This is a genomic window from Streptomyces sp. NBC_00158, assembly GCF_045160885.1.
Classification (GTDB): Bacteria; Actinomycetota; Actinomycetes; order Streptomycetales; family Streptomycetaceae; genus Streptomyces.
In genome coordinates, this window is record NZ_CP108161.1 from 2,630,553 (window position 1) to 2,648,928 (window position 18,376).

Genomic DNA, 18,376 nt, shown 5'->3' on the forward strand with positions numbered 1-18,376 from the left:
GTGCGGGGGTGCCGCGACGCCCCCCTTGGTCGTCACGGCACCCCCTGCTCGCGGGTCCCCCGCGGTTGGAGCTGCGGTTACAGCTTCTGCCAGAGCGCCGGGACCACCGAGGGCTCCCAGCCCGTCTGGGCCTGGTGGCCCTGGAGGCAGCGGTAGGTGGCGCCGCCGTAGGTGACGGTGTCCCCGGCCGCGTAGACGGTGCCGGCCTTCCAGGTGCCGCCGGGCTGCGGGCCGGGGCCCGGGCCCGGGCCCGGGTCGGAGCCGGTGACCTTGAGGGTCAGGCCGTACGCGGACAGGATCGGGTTCAGCGGCTGGAAGAAGGTGGTGCCGCCGCTGGTGCAGTCGCCGGAGCCGCCCGAGGTCACGCCCTGGGCCTGGCTGCCGGAGATGTAGGAGCCGCCAGAGTCGCCGGGCTCGGCGCAGACCGTGGTGCGGGTGACGCCGGAGATGGTGCCCTCGGGGTAGGTGACGCTGGTGTTGTGCTGCTGGACGGTTCCGCAGTGCCAGCCGGTGGTCGATCCGGAGCGGCAGACGGAGGCGCCGACGGGCTGCAGGACGGAGCCGGTGACCTGGACGTTCGTACCGCCGCTGCCCTTGACGTAGGGGGTGGCGGTCCAGTTGGTGTTGGCGGCGACCCAGGCCATGTCGTTGCCCGGGAAGACCGACGCCTGGAAGGAGCCCTGGGCGACCTGGTTGAAGCCGCTGGTGCTGGTCCCGGCCCGGCCGCAGTGGCCGGCGGTGGCGAAGCCCTGGGTGGTGCCCCTGGTGATCGGGAAGCCGACGGAGCAGCGGCCCTGGCCGTTCATGTAGTACGCGTCCCCGCCGCGCAGGTCGTACAGCGGGCGCGGGGCCTTCTCGGCGGCGGTGCGCACGACCGTGGCGAGGGCGGGGTCGGTGCCGGTGGCGGCCAGCAGGGCGGCGGCCGCGCCGGGCCGGGTCTCCTCGATGACGAGGGTGTTGGTGCGCGGGTCGACGTACCGGACGGGGGTCTCGGCGGTGGCGGCCCGGTCCAGTCCGGCCTTCACGGCGTCGAGGTCGGCCAGGGAGCGGGTGACCAGCTTCGCCTCGGCCCCGGCCGCGCGTATCGCGGCGGCGTCGGCGGCGCGGGTGGTGGCCACCGTCAGGGTGGCGGAGTCGGCCCCCTCGACCCAGGCGCCCGCGAAGGCGGCGCCGAGCCGGGCGTGCAGCCGGGCGGCGGTGGCGCCCGCCTCGGCCTCGTGGGCGAGCCGGTCCTTGGCCTGCGTGGGGGTCAGGCCGAGGTCGCGCCGGAGGGCGGTGAGCAGCTCGGCGGGTGCGTCGCCGGGGCGCAGGGTGGCGGTCGCGGACTTCTGCGGGGCGGCCGGGTCCGCGGTGGGGGTGGCGGCCCCGGCGGCGGTGGTGCCGGCCAGCAGCAGCCCGGCGGCGGCCAGGGCGGTACACGCCGCGCGGGCGTGTCGCTTGAGCATGGTGGATCTCCTCGGTTCAGTGGGGGTCACCGAAACCGTAGGAATCCGAACCGGCGTACGGGAGCTGCCGGTTGGCCCCTCCCCCGGTGTTATGGCCGGGCGTCCCCGGTCCCCGGGGTGCGTTCATGGGGCGGGGGCCTCACGATGGGGGCCTGGGGGGTACGGCAGGAGGTATCCGATGGACAGTGAAGCCAACGAGCAGCCCACCCGGTCGGACCGGCTCTTCACGGGTGGAGAGCGCGCGTACGACCCCGAGGACCTGGTGATGGCGACCGGCCACGACCCGACTCCGGAGCGGGTCGAAGCGGCGCGGAAGCTGATCGAGAAGGAGGGCCCGCAGGTCATCGAGCGCTACCTCCCGTAACGCCCGCCCGACCGGTCGGCGCTGCCTGTGTTCCACGGCCCGGGGCCACCCCCCGGGCCGCGGCCTACCCCTTTCAGCCCCGCCGCCCCCTCCAGCCCCGCCGCCCCCTCCACCAGCCTCGCCTGGGGGCACCTCCAGCGGTAGCTGGGGGAGTTTGAGGCGCGGGGTCCGGGGCGGAGCCCCGGGGAACGGTGGAAGGGCGGGTAGGGGACCCCGCCCCGCGCAGCGGCCCACCCACCCCGCCCCGCACACGGCGGCCCCCGCCCCCCCCACCCGGCCCTGGGCAGTGGCCCGCCCCTCACCCTCTGCGAAGCTGAGAGGCACGTTTCGCACCCGAAGGGACCGGACCCCCTCATGCCCCAGGTGAAGCTGACCACCACCCTCGGCACCATCGTCATCGACCTCCACGAGGAGGCGGCGCCGGCCACGGTCGCCAATTTCCTCGCGTACGTGGAGAGCGGCCACTACGACGGCACGGTCTTCCACCGGGTGATCCCCGGGTTCATGAACCAGGGCGGCGGCTTCACCGCCGACATGCGGCAGAAGCCGGTGCGCGAGCCGGTGCGCAACGAGGCGGACAACGGCCTGCGCAACACCCGGTACTCGGTGGCGATGGCCCGTACGAGCGTCCCGCACTCGGCGACCTCCCAGTTCTTCGTCAACACCGCCGACAACCCGGCCCTGGACCACACCGCCCCGACCCCGTCCGGCTGGGGCTACGCCGTCTTCGGCACGGTCAGCGCGGGCCGGGAGGTGGTGGACTCCATCGCCGCCGTCCGCACCGGCCGGGCCGGCGGACACGGGGACGTCCCGCTGGTCCCGGTGGTGATCGAGAAGGCGGCCGTGGAGGGCTGACCGGCGGGGGCCCGGCGGGCCGCGGCCCCGGAGGAGCGGGCCAGCGCCTCCGCGTGCGCGGACCTGGCGTGCGCGAGTACGCCCGGCGCCCCGGCCGCGGCCGGCGCCGCCGGGTGCCAGCCCAGCAGGTGCCGCCAGACGAGCGGGCTCCCGGCGAGCGGCCGGGCCACCACCCCCGGGGTCACGGGGAACGTGGCCCGGCACAGCCCGACGGCCCGGCCGACCTGGACCAGGTGCACGCAGGACGCGGTGTCGGTCTCGTAGACGCAGGCGGGGGTGAAGCCGGCGCGGACGCAGGCGGCGGCGAAGCAGTCCCCGAAGCAGCCGTCGCCGGGTACGTCGGTCCAGGCCTCGGCGGCCAGCTCGGCCAGTTCGATCTCCGCGCGGTGGGCCAGCGGGTGGTCCTCGGCCAGCATCACGTGGACCGGGTCCCGGGCGACCTCCAGCCAGGCGAGCCGTCCCGGCTCCGGCGGGGCGCTCTCGCCGCATGCCCCGACCAGCGCGAAGTCGAGCCGGCCGGCGGCCACGCCCTGGGCGATCTCCCGTTCCGACCAGGACGTGTACGTGGTGACCGGCGCCCCGGGCTCCTGGTGGGCGATCCGGTCGACGAGCCCGCCGAGCAGTGGTCCGTGGGTGCCGCCGAGGCGGTAGCCGGCGGTGCCGCTGCGGGCGAAGCGCACCGCCTCCTCCTGGAGCTCGGACAGCGCGGGCAGCAGGACCCGGGCCCGCTCCAGTACGAGTTCTCCGAGCGCGGTGGCGCGTACGCCGTCCCGTCCGCGTTCGAAGAGCTCGCCGCCCAGGGCCCGCTCGATCCGTTTGAGCTGGCCGCTCAGGGCGGGTTGCGCGAGCCCGAGGGCGGTGGCGGCGCGGGTCAGGCTGCCGGCGTCGGCGACGGCCCTGACGATCTTGAGGTGTCTCAGCTCCAGATCCATGGTCCGAGCTTGGTCCAGACCTGCGGGCGTGCGCTACGGGTCCGGCGCATCCAGAATCGGTAAAGGCTCGTTAGCGCTCCGGGGGACGCCCTACGGAGGTCAGATGAACAGTGTTGCCGCGCCGCTCGCCCCGGCCGCCCCGGTGTCCCGGGCCGACTGGGACCACCCCACCGACCCGCACCCCGGGCCGCGGCTCGACCACGTACGGACCTACGTGGCGAGCAGCGGCGCCGACGGCCACCTGTGGCACGGGGTCCCGACCCTGCTCCTGACCACCCTCGACCGCGCCACGGGCCGGCCGGTGCGCACGCCGCTGATCTACGCCGAGGACGAGGGCCGCTACCTGGTCGTCGCCGCGGACTCGGGCGGGCCCCGCCGCCCCGCCTGGTACGGGAACCTGACCGCGCACCCGGAGGTCCGCCTCCAGGTCGGCGCCCGGACCTTCGCGGCGTGGGCGCGCACGGCGGACGCGGTGGAGCGGGAGACGTACTGGGAGGCGCTGACGGCGCTGTGGCCGCTCTACGAGGACTACCAGGCGCTCGCGTGGCCGCGGGAGCTGCCGCTGGTGATCGTGGAGGGCTGACCGGCGGCCCCTGGGTCCCGCGCCGGAGGCGAATCGATCCGCCGCCGGATGCCTCCGCCGCGGATCCCCTCCGGCCGGAACCCCTCCGGCCGGAACCCCTCGGCCCGCAGCCGCCCGGTGCGCCCGGCAGGCCGGGCGGCCCTTACGCGGCCGGCTGCCCGGCCGGGGTGGCGACGGCCGTGTAGGTGCGGCCGGCGACCGTGTACTCGCCGAGCGGGGTCATGCCGAAGGCGTCGACGTGCACCCGCCAGGAGGGGGCGTTGCCCGCCTCGATGAAGGCGACGAGCGCCTCGGTGCGGCCCGCCGAGGCCTCGACCGCCATCCCGAACAGGCCCCGGGCCACGCCGTGCCCCCGGAAGGCGGCGTCGACCACGACCGGCCCGTACAGCAGCCACGGCACCTCGGCCAGCGGGCGCCCCCGCCAGGCGAGCGAGGCCTGGGCGCGCAGCAGCCCGAGGACCGCCGCCGGCGGGTCGTCCATGTCCTGGGCGACCGACAGCGCGAGCAGCCCGGCGACCCGCCCGTCACCGGCGTCGGCCACGAGCAGCTCCCCGTCCCGCGCCATCCCGCGCAGCGCCTCGACCCCGAAGCCCCCCTGCACGAACCCCTGCGCGGCCCGCTGCTCCTCGCTGAGGGCGTCATGGTGGTTGGCGGCGAACAGCCGCGCCATGGCGGGCGCGTCGCCCTCGGTGGCGTATCGGAAGCGCATGCCGCGATGCTGCCACGCGGACCCCGTCCCGGCCCCCGCCGACAGGCCCGCATGTCACCTCACGCCGACCTCACGCGTGGTCGTACACCGTGACGGCCACGTCCCGCGCGCAGAGCGCCTCGGTTATCAGCGGTTCGACGCGGGACCACTTCCCGCCGGCGAGCCCGCACCCGATGCGGGGCATGTGGACGCTCGCCCCCAGCTCCTGGGCGTGGTCCGCCAGCTTGCCGAGGCAGCGCTCCATGGCTTCGTAGCGGACGGGCGGGCCGCCGCTGCCGGTGCGTATGCCGCGCTGGCCGACCATGTTGGCCACCCACACGTCGGGCTTCACCCGGACGACCTGCACGGCGCCGAGGCCGAAGTCGTTGCCGCTGCGCGCCCGGTGCCAGGCCCTGAACTCGGCCTCCGGCTCGGGCCAGCGGCGGGAGAGGGCGAGCACGAAGCCCTTGCCCCAGCCGCCTATGTCGTTGCAGACGTGCGCGATCAGCTTGGGGCCCTTGGCCTGCGGACTCGTCGCGTCCCCGGAAATGATCGTGAGCGGCTTCATGCGCCCACGGTAGGCGGTGGGACCGACAACGGGCCGGGCCCGGGTCAGCGGTTGGTGTTGAGGAAGCCGATGACGACCGCGCCCCACCAGCAGGCCTGGGAGACCAGGGCGGTGGCGCCGCCCCAGAGGAGGAGGCCGCGGCCGGGTTCGTCCGTGGCGGCTTCGAGGCGGCGGCCCAGCAGGCCCGCCTGGAGGCCGTTGACGGTCAGCAGGGCGACCAGGCCGATCTTCGTCAGGGTCAGCGTGGAGGTGAGGTCCGGGTGGAGCATCAGGCCGCTCACCACGAGGCCGCCGAGGCCCGCCCAGATCGGGACGTGGAGCCGGGAGGTCGCCGCGACGACCTCCGCCAGGCCGCAGCGGCCGGTGGCCCAGAGCAGGCCGTAGTAGTCGGCGGAGAGCACCGCGCCGAAGCCGAGGACCAGCGAGGCGAGGTGCGCGAACAGCGCGGCGGAGTGCATGGCCGCGTCGGCCCGCATGTGGAGCGAGCACCACAGGCCCGCCGCCAGGACGACCAGCGCACAGAGGGCCCCCGCCGCGACGGTCCACCACGAGTCGTAGAGGCGGACGGGGCGGGGGGAGAGTCTGGCTGCTGGGGAGGACATGGCGGCGGGCTCCGGGACGAGGGGGCACGGCTCCGTCAGCCGCGCCAAAGCAAGGTAAGGCTCACCTAAAGAATCCTTTCCGTCAATCCGGGTCCACTGGCCGGAACCGTGACCCGGGACACAGCTCGGACGCAGCCCGGACGCAGCCCGGACACGAGTCCGGACGGGCTCCGGAAGCTACTCAGGGGTAGATCAGGCGGGTGTTGATGTGCCGCTTCAGCTGCTTGGCGTCGGCGCCCGTACGGGCCACCTCGCGGTCCCAGCCCGTGGTGAGGACGGCCTCCTCCGGGCCCAGGTCGACGCAGGTGACGTACGGGTCCGGACGGAACAGCGCGAAGGGCTCGCCGGTCAGGTCGGCGACCGCGTTGTGGCCGGCGGTGGCCCCCGAGGGGATGGCGTACTGGCAGCTCTGCGTCGCGGTGCGGCCGCCCTCGACCTCGGCGGCCGCGGTGTCGCCCGCCGCGAAGACGCCCTCCACCCCGGCGACGCGCAGCTGCCCGTCCACGAGGAGGCGGCCCAGGCCGTCGCGGGTGCCGGGGATCCGGTCGGTGAGCGGGCTCGCCACCAGGCCACCGGTCCACACGACCGTCGCGGCGTCCAGGTACGTGCCGTCGCTCAGCTTCAGCACGCTCCCGTCGTAGGCGTCGACCGAGCAGCCGGTGCGGTGCTCGACGCCCGCCCCCTCCAGGGCTCCGAGGATCAGCGGGCGGGCCCGGTCGCCGAGGCCCGGCGCGGGCAGCGCCTCCCGCTCGACCACCACCACACGCGCCCCGGGGTACGCGGACAGCCGCTCCGGCAGGGTCCCGGCGAGCTCGATGCCCGCCAGGCCCGAGCCGACCACGGCCACCGTGAACCGGCCCGGCCCCTGGGGCAGTTCGGCCAGCGAACGCAGCCGCAGGTCGAGGGCGTGCGCCTCGGTGAGGGTGTCGATGTAGTGCAGCGCCCCTCCCCCGGGCAGCGCGGGCTTGCGCACCCGGCTGCCGGTGGCGAGGACGAGCCGGTCGTACGGCAGCGGGCCGTCCGCGCCGGCGAGGGCCACCCGCCGCTCGCCGGTGTCGACGTCGGCGACCTCGGCGCGCACCCGGCGCACCCCGAGCGGGGCGAGTACGTCGTCCAGGGCGACCCGCATCCGCTCGGGCCGGGGCTCGTACAGGCGCGGCCGCAGGACGAGGTCGTCGCCGGGGGCGACGAGGACGATCTCGACGCCCTCGCCCGCCCGGCCGGCCTGGCGCCGGATGCGGGCCGCCGCCTTGGCGGCCCACACTCCGGCGAACCCGCCGCCCGCGATCACGATCCGGGACATGGTGCTGTGCTCCTTCTGGTTCTCACGGGACGGCGGTCGGCGCGGCCGGTCAGGCCGCGGCCAGGCCCTTCTTCAGCGCGGTCGCGATCTCGTAGGCCCGGCGGGTCTGGAACTCGATCGCGGCGAGGTTGTCGTCGGTGGGCGGGGTGGTGCCGGTGCCGCCCGAGACGCTGCTGGTGCCGTACGGGTTGCCGTTGGACTCGGCGAACTGGATCGGGTCGGCGTAGCCGGGCGGGACGATGATCGAACCCCAGTGGGTGAACACGTTGTTGAGGGAGAGCAGGGTCGACTCCTGGCCGCCGTGCGTGGTGTTGGAGGAGGTGAAGGAGGTGACGACCTTGTTGACGAGCTTGCCCTGGTACCAGAGCCCGCCCGCGGTGTCGAGGAAGCCCTTGAGCTGCGCGGCCGGCAGTCCGAAGCGGACCGGGGTGCCGAAGACGATGACGTCGGCCCAGTCGAGGTCGTCCAGACTGGCGGTGACGACGTCGGCGGTGGCGTCCAGGTGCTCGCCCCAGGCCGGGTTGTAGGCGACGGCCTCGGCGGGGGCGGTCTCGGCGACGCGGCGCAGGCGGACCTCGGCACCGGCCTTCTCGGCGGCCGCGGCGGCGGTGGTGGCGAGCTTGTGGACGTTCCCGGTGGAGGAGTAGTAGACGACGGCGACGTTGGTCACGGCATTGCTCCCTGAGGTGAAGGAATCGTTGGACTCGGTGAACTGGGCAGTGGAAACAGGGGTGTTCTTACGGCGCCACCAGGTCATTTGATCTCCATCTGCGCCATCATTCCCATGGCGGCGTGGTCGAAGAGATGGCAGTGGTAGAGGTACTTGCCGCGGTGCGAATCGAAGGTCGCCTGGACCTTGACGGTCTCGCCGGGCATGACCCGGACGGTGTCCTTCAGTCCGGCCTCCGCGGGGCCGACCGGTCCGCCGCCCCGCTCCAGCACCCGGAACTGCACCAGGTGCATGTGGAAGTTGTGCGGGACGAACCGGTTGGTGTTGGTGACGGTCCAGATCTCGGTGCTGCCCCAGGCGATCGTCTGGTCGATGCGCGCGGCGTCGTACACCTGGTCGTTCATGTACGCGCCGGGGTTGGCCCGCCCGTCCTCGTCCATCCGCATGCTGATCTGGCGGTGGACGGTGGCCGGCGGGAGCGGGGGGAGGGTGCGCAGCCGGGCGGGCACGGAGCTGGGGTCGGATGCGGTGCGCGTGACGTCGAAGCGCAGCACCTTGCCGACCTGCTCGGCGGGCCCGGGGCCCTCGGTGTTCTCCAGGACCAGCTGCGTGCCGAGCGGGTAGCGGGAGAAGTCGATGACGACGTCGACGCGCTCGCCCGGGGAGAGGCTGAGGGTGCCGGTGCGGTGCGGGGTTTCCAGGAGTCCGCCGTCGGAGCCGACCTGGATGATCTCCCCGCCGTCGGAGAGCCGCAGCGTGAAGAAGCGTATGTTCGTGGAATTCAGTATTCGGAAGCGGTACTTGCGGGCGGCGACCTGGAAGTAGGGCCAGGGCTTGCCGTTCGCGAGGATCGTGTTGCGGTTCTGGAAGTCGTCCATGACGTAGAGGAGCTGGCCGGCGTCGTCGAAGCGGGCGTCGCGCAGCGCGATCGGTACGTCGTACTGGCCCGAGGGCAGCGGCAGGGCGCGTTCCTCGTCGTCGCCGAGCAGGTAGAAGGCGGACAGTCCCCGGTAGACGTGCTCGGACTCCATGTGGTGGGCGTGGTCGTGGAACCACAGCGGTGCGTGCGCCTGGTCGTTCTCGTAGCGGTAGAAGCGGGCCGAGCCGGGGGCGATGGTGTCCATCGGGTCGCCGTCGTTCTCGGGGGTGACGTGGCCGCCGTGGAGGTGGATGGCGACGGGCATGTCGAGGCGGTTCTTCTGCCGGATGACGACCGGGCGGCCGCGGCGGGCGCGGACGGTGGGGCCGGGGAAGGAGCCGTTGAAGGTGATGACCTCGGTGCTGACGCCGGGCAGGATCTGGGCGCTCGTGCGGCCGACGTACATCTCGTAGGTGTCGGTGCCGTTGAACGTGGACACGGGCTGGAGGGTCGCCGGTACGGGCATGGCGGCCTGGAAGGGCTGGAGGGCCGGGGCGGCGCTGGCGCTGGTGGCCGTGAGCACCGGGGTCAGGGCCGCGCCCGTGAGGGCGGTGCCCCCGGTGGCGAGGGCGGCGCCGAGCAGGCGTCTTCTGGTGAGCATGGGGGTCCCCCTGGGTGTGGCGGTGGCGGCCGTGGCGGCGGCAGCGGTGGCTGTGGTTTCAGCAGTGGCTGTGGCGGCGGGTTCAGCGGTAGTGGGCGAGGGCCCGGTCGACGAGGGCTCCGGCGGCGCCGGTGTAGCCGGCCGGGTCGAGGAGTCCGTCGATCCCTTCGGCGTCGAGGACGGCGGTGACCCGCAGGTCCTCGGCGAGGAGGGCGGCGAGACCGGTGCCCTCGGCGGCGGAGCGGCGGGCGCAGGCGGTGACGAGGCGGCGGGCCTCGGCCTTGCCCAGGGCGGGTGCCAGGGCGGCGGCGACCCGTTCGGAGGCGGTGAGGTCGCCGGTGAGGGCGAGGTTCTCCCGCATCCGGTGCGGGTGCACGCCGAGCCCTTCGAGGAGTTCGGCGGCGGTGGCCGCGGCCCCTCCGGTCAGCCGCAGGCACTCGCGCAGGGGCTGCCATTCGGCGTGCCAGGCCCCGGCGGGCCGCTCGTCCTCGGCGAGCATGCAGTGGGCCAGTACGGAGGCCTGCGCGGGCACCTGCAGCGCGGCCGAGCGGATCATCGTGGCGAGTACGGGGTTGCGCTTGTGCGGCATGGCGGAGGAGGCGCCGCGTCCGGCGGGACCGGGCTCGGCGACCTCGGCGACCTCGGTGCGGGCCAGCGACAGCACGTCGACGGCGATCTTCCCGAGGGCCCCGCAGGCCAGGGCGAGTTCGGCGCCGAGTTCCGCGACCGGGGTGCGCACGGTGTGCCAGGGCAGGACCGGTGCGCGCAGTCCCGTCTCGGCGGCGAACGCCTCGGTCAGGCGTAGGGCGTAGTCGGCGCCCACCGCCTGCGGGGCGTCGAGCCGGGCGTACTCCAGGTACCCGGCGAGGGTCCCGGCGGCGCCGCCGAGCTGTACGGGCAGGCCGGTGCGTACGCGGCGCAGCCGGGCGGCGGCGACCGCGACGGCCTCCAGCCAGCCGGCCGCCTTGAGTCCGAAGGTGACGGGCACGGCGTGCAGGGCGAGGGTGCGGCCGGGCATCGGGGTGTCGCGGTGCTCGGCGGCGAGCCGGGTGAGGGCGGTGCGGCAGCGCTCCAGGTCGGCGAGGACGGCGTCCAGGGCGCGGGCGGCGACCAGGACGGCGGCGGTGTCCATGATGTCCTGGCTGGTCGAGCCGCGGTGGACGTAGTCGGCGGCGGCCGGGTCGACGGCGGCGACGGCCTCCGTCAGGGCCTCCACGAGGGCGACCACCGGGTTGGCGGACTCCCTTGACCGGACGGCGAGTTCGGCCGTTCCGAGGGGTGCGGTGCGGGCCACGCGGGCGATGGTGTCGGCGGCCGCGTCCGGGACCACGCCCAGGCGTGCCTGGGCCCGGACCAGTGCCGTCTCGGCGTCGAGCAGGGCGCGCAGCCAGGCCTCGTCGTCGGTGAGGGCCTCGGCGGGGGTGCCGGCGCGGACCTGGCCGAGCAGGCCGGTGTCGCCCGCGGTGGTGCGTACGCCGACGGCGGCGGGGTGCGGGGTGCCCGTCACGGGGTCCGGGGCGGGTTCGCCCAGCCCGAGGAGCTGCCGGGCCAGCGCGTCGGCGTCGCCGACGGTCACCGAGTCGACGCCGGGGCGGACCCCGGCCGCGGTCACCCAGTGGACCCCCTCGGTCGGGACCCCGAAGGCGTACAGGTTCGGGTGCGGCCGGCCGGCGGCGTCGACGACCCGGTAGGGGCGCGGGGTGACCGCGAGCCCGCCCGTCTCGTACTCCATGCCGCCCGTGCCGCCCCCGACGCGGAACGGGCGGGCCTGGCCGCTGTCGAGGAGCTGACGCAGCAGCGGGTCGGCGGTGCGCCGCACGTCGCCGTCGGGCAGCCGGGCCTCGATCAGCACCCGGGCCAGGATCCGTGAGCCGGGCACGTCGGAGCGGGCCGCGAAGGCACCGGAGACCTGGTCGACGTCGATGCGGGTGCCGGGGCCGAGGACGCTCAGCACGCCCGCCTCGATCAGCGCGATCATCTCGGCGATCCGCCGGGCGGGCGGGCCGATGGACAGGAACGCGTTGAGCGGGGTGTACCAGCGCTCCAGGTCGTCGCGGTGCGAGCGGGCGGTGAGCCCGCCGTGGTCGACGACGAGGCGGACCTCGTTGCGCAGGTCCCGCAGGACGTCGAGGGCGGCCTTGAACGGTCCGTCGACGTTGCCGGCGCGGGCCTGGGCGAGGTCGCCGCGGAGCCGGCCGAGCAGCCAGGCGCGGTGCTGGGCGGTGCCGGTGAAGCCCCCTTCGGGTCCGGTGGCGGCGAGCCTGTCCCAGTCCCAGCGGGCTTCGGCGGGGATGGCGTAGGCGTCGAGCGCCTCGGCCTCCTCCGGTCCGTGCCAGGGCAGTTCGAGCCAGCCGCGGCGGAAGGCGTCGCCGGCCTCGCGGCCCTCGCGGGCGGTGACCAGGCCGGTGTAGTAGACGGTCTCGGTCTCCTTGGCGATCAGCGGCCACAGGTCCTGGCGGAAGTCGAGCCCGCCCTCCGCCGCCGACCGCTTGACGAGGCCCTCGACCACCTCGGGGCGCAGCACGCGCGGGGTGTGCCGGCCGCGGGGGCCCTTCTGGTTCTCGCCGCGCGCCTGGTACGGGAGGCCGCGCCGGGAGCCGGCGTACAGCCGGGGCTCGCGCCCGGAGCGCTCGTACACCAGCCGGCCGCCGCGTTCCCGGAAGGTGCCGCCGCGGCCCTGGGTGAGGAGGGTCATGTGGTCGAAGAAGTTCAGGCCGAGGCCGCGCAGGAGCACGGGCTCGCCGGGGGCGACCGCGCCGAGGTCGAGTTCGGCGGGGTTGGCGGGCGGGAAGTACAGCAGTCCGCGGGCGGCCGCGTGGTCGGCGAACCGGCGCTGGGCGGCGTCGGGTTCGGTGTCCACGTGGCCCTGGGCGAGGACGAGTCCGTCGAGGCCGGGCAGCCGGGTGCCGTCGGCGAGGCGGGCCCAGGGGCGGCCCGTGTCGGTGTCGGTGCCGCAGGCGACGGCCGCCGAGCGGTGGGTGACCAGTTCGACCTGCCGGGGGGCGCCGGCCCGGATCCGGGCGGCGGCCCAGCGCAGGTAGGCGCCGTAGAAGGCCCGGCTGGGGTACGAGTCGGGGGTCAGTTCCCGCGCCTCGGCGAGGACTTCGGGGCCGGGGGCCGGCTCGGCGCCGGATGCGAGGTCGCGGGCCCAGGCGTAGAGGCTGGGTCCGGGCTCGACGGGGCCGGCCATGGTGACGCTGGCGTCGGAGAAGACGGTGACCTGGGAGGCGACGGTGTTCATCAGCAGCCGGCGGTCCTGGCCGGTGGCCCAGACCCGGCCGGGGCCCTGCTCGGCCGGGTCGACCAGGTGGACGGTGACCCTGGCGTCCTCGGGCAGCAGCCGGGCGTTGGCGCACAGCCGCTCCAGCAGGCTCAGTCCGCGGGGCCCGACCCCGACGACCGCCGTCTCCAGCGGCCCGCCCGGGGGGCTCAGTCGAGATATGTCCATCCTTCCTCCCTCGCATCGGCCGCCTCGTACAGGAAGCGGGGCTTGACGAACTGGTCCTCGCGCAGCAGGGCGCCGGGCGAGATCAGGGTTCCGGGTCCGCCGACGGTGACCTCGACGGGTATGCCGAGGGTTTCGGCGGCGCCGGCGCGCAGCTTCTCGGCGATCTCCTCGTGGCCCTCGCGGGCTTCGACGACGAGGCGCAGCCGGTCGGCGTCGGCGACGCCGCGCCACATGTGGGCTCCGTACTCGACGGGCAGCCGGTAGACGAGCTCGTCGACGTCGTGCTGGCGCAGGGCGCGTCCGGCGGCGGTGATGCCCGCGCCGTCGCGGCCGTGCACGCGGACGGTGGGCAGGGTCCAGCCGCAGGGGCAGTCGCGTTCGGTGAGTTCGACGAGGTCGCCGGTGTCGTAGCGGAGCAGCGGCATGGCCTCGCGGTAGAGGGTGGTGACGAGGAGGCGGCCGCGTCCGGTGGGGGCGATGTCGCCGGTGGCCGGGTCCTGCACCTCGAAGAGGAAGCGGTCTGCCCAGGCGTGGAGGGTGCCGTGGGCGCATTCGCCGGCGAGGGAGGTGGTCTCGGTGGAGCCGTAGTCCTCGATGACCTTGGCGCCGCCCCACAGTTCGCTGATCCGCTGCCGCTTGGCGGTGCTGAGCGGTTCCCCGGCGACGACCAGGGCGCGGGGTCCGTGTCCGGCGGCCGCGGCGGCGCGGGTGCCGGCGCCGAGGGCGTCGTCGGCCGCCGCCCACAGCAGGGGTTCGCTGGGCAGGGACCAGGTGACGGTGGGGCGGACGTCGCGGATCAGCCGCAGCAGCCGGCGGTAGGGCATCATCGACGTCCGGTTGTCGGCCGGGACGACCATGGCGCCTGCGGCGCGGGCCGCGTGGTGCATCTGGTGGGCGGTGGTGGCCATCGAGTACGGGGTCTTGACGAGCACCCGGTCCTCGGCGGTGAGGGCGGCGGCGGAGCGGTTGAAGCGGTCGGCGGTCTCCGCCCAGTCGTTCTCGGTGAGGTAGGAGGCGGTGGGCTCCCCGGTGGTGCCGCTGGACTCGTGGTAGCTGGCGACGTCGCGGCCGGGGACGGCGAGCATCCCGAAGGGGTAGGCGTCGCGCAGGTCGGACTTGAGGGTGGGTCGGAGCCCGTCGAGGGTGGTGCGGCCGATGCCGACGCGGGTGGCGTAGAAGGGGCTGCGCTGGGCGCGGGAGAGGGTGGCCGGGAGGGCGGAGAGCTGGAGCCGGCGCAGTTCGGTGAAGGTGGACCAGTCCCCCGGGCGGGGCCAGGCGCCGCCGCCCGCGGGGGCCGCCGCGGCGGTCACCGGTCGCCCGCCGGCTGGAGGCCGGGCTTGCCGGCGGCGGCGGGGCGGGCGGCGGGGACGCCGAGGGCGGGGCGGGCGACGGCCAGCAGGACCAGGAGCAGGCCGATGACCTCGCCGCCGGCGGCGACCCAGCCGAGGCCGCCCGGGGAGGCCCAGGAGACGATGGCGCCGCCGACGGAGGCGCCGAGCGCGGAGCCGATGTAGATCGCGGAGTTGTTGAGGGCGAACGTCAGGTGCATGTGCTCGGGGTCGATCTGGGCGAGCCGGGAGAACTGGGCGGGGGTGAACGCCCAGCCGCTGACCCCCCAGACGGCGATGACGACGGCCAGGGCGACGTACGCGGTCATCCCGTCGAGGGTCTGGGCGACCAGGGAGACGGCGGCCAGGGCGACGGCGAGGACGGCGATGGTGCGGCGGATCGTGGAGGTGCCGCCGACGCGGTCGGCGCTGCGGCCGCCCAGGATGTTGCCGAAGACGGCGGCCACACCGAAGACCAGCATGATCAGGGTGGTGGCGAACTCGCCGTCGCCGCCGACGCCGGTGCCGTGGACCAGGGTCGCCAGGTAGGTGAAGACGATGAACGTCGAGCCGATGACGGTGACGGACTGGAGCAGGGTCAGGCCCACCGCCGGGCGCAGCATCGGCCGGAACCGTTCGGCGATGCCCGGTCCGGGGTTGCCGGGCAGCCTCGGCAGGGAGGCGGCGGTGGAGACGGCGGCGACGAGGGCGAGGGCGGCGACGAACCAGAAGGCGCCGCGCCAGTCGGACAGGGCGGAGATCAGGACCCCGATGGGGACGCCGAGGACGATGGAGACGGTGAGCCCGCCGGTGACGATGGAGATGGCCCGGCCGCGGAACTCGGGCTCCGACTGTTCGGCCGCCGCGGCGGTGGCGACGGGCCCGAAGACACCGGCGGCGATGGCGGCGACGATGCGGGTGGCGAGCAGGATCCCGAAGGTGGGGGCGACGGCGGTCAGTACGTTGGCCACCGCGAACAGGGCCATGCTGCCGACGAGTACGGCCCGCCGCTCGGCCTGCTGGGTCAGCGCCGACAGCAGCGGCGAGCCGAGCGCGTAGACGAGGGAGAAGACGGTCACCTGGAGGCCGGCGGCGGCGAGGGAGACGCCCAGGTCGTCGGCCATCGCGCCGAGGATCCCGGCGACGATGAAGTTGTCGGTGCCGATGGCGAAGGTACCGATCGCCAGCGGCGCGATCCTGCGCATGTTCATGAGGTTTCCCCGGGGTCGGTTGCGGTCAGGGCGTCGGCGAGCTGGAGGCGCAGGTGGCGTTTGAGGACCTTGCCGGAGGGGCCGAGCGGCACCTCGCCCGCGGTGCGGGCGACCCGTACGGCGGCCAGGGCGGGCAGTCCGGCCTCCGCGAGGGCCTTCGCGGCGGCGGTGCGCAGCCGCTCCGCGTCGGCGTCCGGGTCGCGGGGGCGCAGTACGGCGACGGGGCTCTCGGCGCCTGCGCCGTCGGGGACGCCGACGACGGTGCAGTCGTCCAGGTCGGGCAGCGCGCCGAGCAGGGCCTCCTCCATGAGGAGGGAGTACGCGGGCCCGTGCGCGGTGTGGATGACGTCCACGGCCCGGTCCAGGTGGAAGTACGTGCCGTCCTCGCCCTCGCGGACCACGTCCCCGGAGACGAACCAGCCGCCCAGCCGCGAGCGGTAGTAGCGGTCCTGGTCGTTCCAGTAGCCGGGGGTCAGCGTCGGGCCCCGCACGCCCAGCAGGCCGGCCTCGCCGCGCGGGGCCTCGGTGCCGTCCTCGCGGAGCACCGCCACCCGCGCCCACGGGTGGGGGCGGCCGATGCAGCGGTCGTGGCGGACGGTGTCGGCGGTGGTGACCTGGCCGAACTGGGCGAAGCCGAGCTCGGAGGAGCCGAGGCCGTCGATGAAGACGGCGCCGGCCCGGACCAGCGGGGCGATGTGCCGGCCGTGCGCGGAGTCCCCGGTGTTGAACCAGCGCTCCACGGAGGCGAGGACCTCGTCGGAGGGCTCCAGCGCGGCCAGTTCGGCGTACGTCTGGGCGAACGCGACCACCGTGTGCGGCCGGTGCTCGGCGATCGCGGCGGCCACGTGCGCGCCGGAGCGGTCGGCGAGGGCGATCAGGCGGGCCCCGAAGAGCAGCGCACCGGCGGCGAAGCTGGCCCCGGCCTGGTGCGACTGGGGCACCGCGGAGAGCATCACCTCCCGCTCGGCGGGCTGTGGCAGGAGCAGGAGTTCGCGCAGCGCCGCGACGCTGCCCTCGTGGGTCCAGATCACCGCCTTCGGTACGCCGGTGGTGCCGGAGGAGTGGCTGATCAGCACCGGGTCGCCGGGGGCGTGCCGGAAGCGGTCGGCGTCGGCGAGCGGCCCGGCGCCCGTGCCGAGGGCGGACATCTCGTCCGAGACGCCGAGGACGGTGAGCCCGTCCAGGACCCCGGCGGTGCGCAGGGCGTCCCGGTGGACGGAGTCGGTGAACAGGCCGGCCGCGCCCGTGCGCTCGTACAGTCCGGCGGCGGTCTCGGCGGCGAGCCTGCCGTTGACCAGGACCGGGATCGCGCCGATCTGGCTCAGGGCGAGGAAGTGCAGGACGTCCTCGAAGCTGTCGGTGAGGTAGACGGCGACCCGGTCGTGCGGGCCGATGCCCCGGTCCAGGTACCAGGCGGACCAGGTCCGGGCCAGGTCGTCCAGTTCGGTCAGGGTGAAGTCGCGGCGGCGGACCCCGTCCGGGCCGAGCAGGGGGTGCTCGCTGTGCAGGAAGGGCGCGCCGGGGTCGGCGCTGACGGCGAGCGCGTGGTGGAGCAGGCTGCCGCCGCCGAGGGTGCTCGCGCGGGCGAGTTCTTCGCGGGTCATCCGCGGGGCGGGCGGCGCGGTCGGCGCGGTCTGGGGCGCCGTCGCCGTGGGGGCGTTCATCGTATGGGCTCCGCTCTGGCGGCCTCTGCCGCGTCGTATCCGAACAGCCAGTCCTGTGCGGCCAGCTGGTGACTGTCCGCGAGGGCGGCGTCCCGGTGCCGGCGGGCCGCCCCGTCCGACAGGTGGAGGGTCTTGGCGTTGTTGCGGGAGATCTGCTGGATCCGCCCGGTACGGGTCATCCGGATCCGCTCGTAGCGGCGCAGCCGCCCGGCCAGGTCGGTGCCGCCGTGCTCGGTCAGGCACACCACCAGTGCGGCGGCGTCCTCCAGGGCCTGGTTGGCGCCCTGCGCCCGGAACGGCAGCATCGGGTGGGCGGCGTCACCGAGGAGGGTGACCGCGCCCCGCGACCAGTTGTCGACGGGGTCCCGGTCGTGCAGCGCCCAGCAGCCGACCTCCTGGGCCGCCGACAGGATCTCGACGACCTCCCGGTGCCAGCCGTCGGAGTAGGCGGCCCGCAGGTCCTCGACGCGGCCCGGGGTGTTCCAGGACTCCTCCGGGACCTCGTCCCGGGGGGCGGTCGCCGCGAAGCTGATCTTCCGGCCGCCGGCCACCGGGTAGCTGACGAAGTGCCGTCCCGGGCCCAGCCACAGCCGCACCCGGGGGTGTGCGCTGTGGCCGGGCAGCCGGTCCGCCGGGATCAGGCCCCGGTACATGACCTGCCCGGAGTAGCGGGGACGGTCCTCGACCAGCGTGTCCCGGGTGACCGAGTGGATGCCGTCGGCGCCGACGACCACGTCCGCGGAGCGGGTGGAGCCGTCGGCGAACCGCAGGACCACCTCGCCCTCCCGCTGCTCGACGCCCGTGCACTTCAGGCCGAGGCGCAGGGTGCCGGCGGGGAGCCGGGAGAGCAGGATGGAGTGCAGGTCGGCCCGGTGGAGCGCGTAGTGCGGGGCCCCGTACATCTCCTCGCAGGCGTCGCCGAGCGGGGTGCGGGCGATGAGCCCGTTGTCGTCCCAGCGGCGCAGCTCGATCGCGGCGGGCCGTACCGCCACCTGGCGGAGGGCCGGCTCGATGCCGAGGCGGTGCAGGAGCCGGGACGCGTTGGGGGCGATCTGCAGACCGGCGCCTATCTCCCGGAGGTGGCGGGTCTGTTCGTACACATCGCAGGCCAGGCCCGCCCTGGCGAGCCCGAGGGCGAGGGCGAGGCCTCCGATGCCCGCGCCCACGACCGCGATCCGTGGCTGTTCCATAGTCA

The 18,376-nt window shown here is 75.1% G+C and carries 15 protein-coding genes and 1 pseudogene; 3 read left to right on the top strand and 13 right to left on the bottom strand.

The features are described 5' to 3' along the window. Positions 1-77 precede the first annotated feature (77 nt). Positions 78-1,445, bottom strand: a complete 1,368-nt coding sequence (locus OG553_RS11870; protein ID WP_405978958.1) for a carbohydrate-binding protein — start codon at positions 1,443-1,445, stop codon at positions 78-80. Positions 1,446-1,623: 178 nt separating this feature from the next. Between OG553_RS11870 and OG553_RS11875 the strand changes: the two genes are divergently transcribed. Together OG553_RS11875 and OG553_RS11880 are read left to right on the top strand one after the other, a co-directional pair. Beyond that, on the top strand, positions 1,624-1,809 hold the full coding sequence (locus OG553_RS11875) for a hypothetical protein (RefSeq protein ID WP_007266193.1): 186 nt from the start codon (positions 1,624-1,626) through the stop codon (positions 1,807-1,809). Between the two features lie 354 nt (positions 1,810-2,163). Continuing rightward, positions 2,164-2,592 (top strand): annotated as a pseudogene (locus OG553_RS11880) (peptidylprolyl isomerase); the annotation flags it as partial. On the opposite strand, the gene OG553_RS11885 reads toward OG553_RS11880, so the two are convergent. Then, entirely contained in the window at positions 2,526-3,596 is a 1,071-nt protein-coding gene (locus OG553_RS11885; protein WP_405978959.1) for a LysR family transcriptional regulator, read from the bottom strand. The pseudogene OG553_RS11880 and the gene OG553_RS11885 sit on opposite strands and share 67 nt — an antisense overlap. Before the next feature lie 103 nt (positions 3,597-3,699). On the opposite strand from OG553_RS11885, the gene OG553_RS11890 reads away from it, so the two are divergent. Then, on the top strand, positions 3,700-4,179 hold the full coding sequence (locus OG553_RS11890) for a nitroreductase family deazaflavin-dependent oxidoreductase (protein WP_405978960.1): 480 nt from the start codon (positions 3,700-3,702) through the stop codon (positions 4,177-4,179). A 142-nt stretch (positions 4,180-4,321) separates the two neighbouring features. Here OG553_RS11890 and OG553_RS11895 read toward each other — a convergent pair whose 3' ends face one another. The 11 genes from OG553_RS11895 to OG553_RS11945 all read right to left on the bottom strand — a co-directional run bounded on the left by OG553_RS11895 (position 4,322) and on the right by OG553_RS11945 (position 18,371). Then, positions 4,322-4,888 (bottom strand): GNAT family N-acetyltransferase, encoded by a 567-nt coding sequence (locus tag OG553_RS11895; protein WP_405978961.1) that lies wholly within the window; start codon positions 4,886-4,888, stop codon positions 4,322-4,324. Between the two features lie 70 nt (positions 4,889-4,958). Continuing rightward, positions 4,959-5,435, bottom strand: coding sequence for a macro domain-containing protein (locus tag OG553_RS11900; protein ID WP_405978962.1), 477 nt, complete (start codon positions 5,433-5,435; stop codon positions 4,959-4,961). A 44-nt stretch (positions 5,436-5,479) separates the two neighbouring features. Further along, entirely contained in the window at positions 5,480-6,037 is a 558-nt protein-coding gene (locus OG553_RS11905; RefSeq protein WP_405978963.1) for a hypothetical protein, read from the bottom strand. 181 nt (positions 6,038-6,218) lie between these two features. Continuing rightward, positions 6,219-7,340, bottom strand: coding sequence for an NAD(P)/FAD-dependent oxidoreductase (locus OG553_RS11910; RefSeq protein WP_405978964.1), 1,122 nt, complete (start codon positions 7,338-7,340; stop codon positions 6,219-6,221). A gap of 49 nt (positions 7,341-7,389) precedes the next feature. After that, positions 7,390-8,010 (bottom strand): NAD(P)H:quinone oxidoreductase, encoded by a 621-nt coding sequence (wrbA, locus tag OG553_RS11915; RefSeq protein WP_405978965.1) that lies wholly within the window; start codon positions 8,008-8,010, stop codon positions 7,390-7,392. An 83-nt stretch (positions 8,011-8,093) separates the two neighbouring features. Next, on the bottom strand, positions 8,094-9,530 hold the full coding sequence (locus tag OG553_RS11920; RefSeq protein ID WP_405978966.1) for a multicopper oxidase family protein: 1,437 nt from the start codon (positions 9,528-9,530) through the stop codon (positions 8,094-8,096). Between the two features lie 82 nt (positions 9,531-9,612). Then, complete coding sequence (gene pcaB, locus OG553_RS11925; protein ID WP_405978967.1) at positions 9,613-12,978, bottom strand: 3-carboxy-cis,cis-muconate cycloisomerase; 3,366 nt, start codon at positions 12,976-12,978, stop codon at positions 9,613-9,615. Continuing rightward, on the bottom strand, positions 12,960-14,288 hold the full coding sequence (locus OG553_RS11930; protein ID WP_405978968.1) for an AMP-binding protein: 1,329 nt from the start codon (positions 14,286-14,288) through the stop codon (positions 12,960-12,962). Before OG553_RS11930 ends, pcaB begins: the two co-directional genes overlap by 19 nt. Next, positions 14,285-15,517: an MFS transporter gene (locus OG553_RS11935; RefSeq protein ID WP_405978969.1), complete on the bottom strand. Its 1,233-nt coding sequence runs from the start codon at positions 15,515-15,517 to the stop codon at positions 14,285-14,287. Before OG553_RS11935 ends, OG553_RS11930 begins: the two co-directional genes overlap by 4 nt. Further along, positions 15,514-17,181, bottom strand: a complete 1,668-nt coding sequence (locus OG553_RS11940) for a class I adenylate-forming enzyme family protein (RefSeq protein ID WP_405978970.1) — start codon at positions 17,179-17,181, stop codon at positions 15,514-15,516. Before OG553_RS11940 ends, OG553_RS11935 begins: the two co-directional genes overlap by 4 nt. Next, positions 17,178-18,371, bottom strand: coding sequence for an FAD-dependent monooxygenase (locus OG553_RS11945; RefSeq protein ID WP_405978971.1), 1,194 nt, complete (start codon positions 18,369-18,371; stop codon positions 17,178-17,180). The genes OG553_RS11940 and OG553_RS11945 overlap by 4 nt, the downstream gene beginning before the upstream one ends. Between the last annotated feature and the right edge of the window lie 5 nt (positions 18,372-18,376).